3 protein-coding genes are annotated in these 1,772 nt (G+C 72.0%); 2 read left to right on the top strand and 1 reads right to left on the bottom strand.

Going from position 1 to position 1,772, the window contains the following annotated elements; translation table 11 throughout:
* Window positions 1–693 (bottom strand): SulP family inorganic anion transporter (locus H0488_RS23160; RefSeq protein WP_183101525.1); only part of this gene is annotated, 693 nt, incomplete at its 3' end.
* Between the two features lie 183 nt (window positions 694–876).
* Between H0488_RS23160 and H0488_RS23155 the strand changes: the two genes are divergently transcribed.
* Both H0488_RS23155 and H0488_RS23150 read left to right on the top strand, forming a co-directional pair.
* Complete coding sequence (locus tag H0488_RS23155; RefSeq protein ID WP_183101524.1) at window positions 877–1,464, top strand: CBS domain-containing protein; 588 nt, start codon at window positions 877–879, stop codon at window positions 1,462–1,464.
* Between the two features lie 45 nt (window positions 1,465–1,509).
* Window positions 1,510–1,772: universal stress protein (locus tag H0488_RS23150; protein WP_183101523.1), on the top strand; the 263-nt coding region annotated here is incomplete at its 3' end.

The following is a 1,772-nucleotide window of genomic DNA, read 5'->3' as shown; positions in this document are numbered from 1 at the left end:
GGGGAGGGCCCCGATGAGCCGGACGCCACGCTCCTCCAGGTCGAACGCCGCCACCACGGCGGTGGCGGCCAACATGCCGATGAGCGCGACCGGTGCGCGTGGGAAGTACGCCGCGGCGACGATCATCCCGATCGCGGTGACGGTGCCGAGCACGACGGTCGGCAGATGAGCGTCGCCCAGGCGGGTCACGACGGCGACGAGCTCGGGGAAGAATCCGTCGGCGTCCACCGAAAGCCTGGTGAGCTTGCCCAGCTGCGACACGACCATGAGCGCTGCGATGCCGGTCATGTAGCCGACCAGGACGGGCCGGGACAGCAGGTCGGCCACGACGGCGACCCGCGCGAAGTACGCCGCCAGGCAGATGCCCGCGACGACAAGCGCCATTGCCGCGCCGAAGGACGCCGGGTCCTCCCGGGCGGCCGGGACCGACCCGATCGCGGCCCCGACCATCAGTGCCGTCGTCGACTCCGGGCCGACCGACAGCAGCCGCGAGGAGCCGATCAGGCCGTAGATCAGGAGGGCACCCATGCACGCCCACAGTCCGGCGACGGCAGGGAGTCCCGCGAGCTCGGCGTACGCCATCACCTGGGGCACGAGGTAGGCCGTGACCGTCACGCCCGCCAGCAGATCGGCCCGCAACCACGCGGGACGATAGCCGCGCGTCCAACCCGGCAGCGGCAGGCGGGCCTTCATGGACGAACCCTAGACAGCCGAGGGCGGCGCTGGCTGCAGACTCCGGTCCTCGCCCCGCGGTGACGAAGGTCCCGGAGCGACCTGAGCAGCCGAGATTCCCGCGTGTTGAGGACCTTCGTCCCTGCCGCACGACCCACCGCCGGAACAGGCTGATCTCAGGACCACAGCGAAAAGAGGCAAGCCATGATCGTCAGGGAGCTGATGACGACGGACCCGGTGACGGTCCGGACCACCACGAGGGTCAAGACCGCGCTCGGGCTCCTCGACGAGCACAACATCACGACCCTGCCGGTCGTCAACGCCGACGGCCGCCTCTGCGGGGTCGTGAGCGAGGCCGACCTGATCCGCGAGTACATCGACCGCGACCCGCGAGCGATGATCCCGACGACCGAGCCGGTCGTGGACCGCCCGCGGTACGTCGGTGACGTGATGTCCACCCACGCGGTGACCGTCCACGAGGAGACCGACGTCGCCGTCGCGGTCGAGCTCGCCACGTCGACCTCGGTCAAGACGCTCCCGGTGGTCGACTCGCACGACCGGCTGGTCGGCATCCTCAGCCGGCGCGACGTCGTCCACGTCCTGGCGCGCAGCGACGACCTCCTCGAGCAGGAGATCGACGCGCTGCTCCTGTCGGCCGGCATGCGGGACTGCCTGGTCGAGGTGCAGGACGGCGTCGCCGAGATCAACGGTCCGGCGGACCGCCACGAGCAGATCCTCGCGACCGTCCTCGCCCGCGCCGTGCCCGGCGTGGTCGAGGTGCACGTCGCCTGACCGCCGTCGCAGCCACCGCAACAACCAAGGCAAGGGATCGAACCGATGACCACCCCGACCACCCCCGTCACGTCCGGAAGCATCGTCGTCGCCGTCGACGGCTCGGAGCACGCGGAGCGCGCACTCACGTGGGCCGCGGAGCAGGCCGACACCGAACGCCGCCCCCTGGTGGTCGTGGCGGTCGGCGACCCCGGCAGCGTGACCCCGACCGTGTGGGCCGAGACCGGCGACTGGGAGCCGGACGACCTGCTGTCGCACGTGCGTGCGGGTGCCGGCGGGGTCGCGACCGCCGCGGCGGGCGCCGCCCG

The sequence above is a fragment of the Nocardioides pelophilus genome, assembly GCF_014180685.1.
Classification (GTDB): domain Bacteria; phylum Actinomycetota; class Actinomycetes; order Propionibacteriales; family Nocardioidaceae; genus Nocardioides; species Nocardioides pelophilus.
Note: the sequence above shows the minus strand (reverse complement) of the source record. Positions and strands in the feature narration are given on the sequence as shown.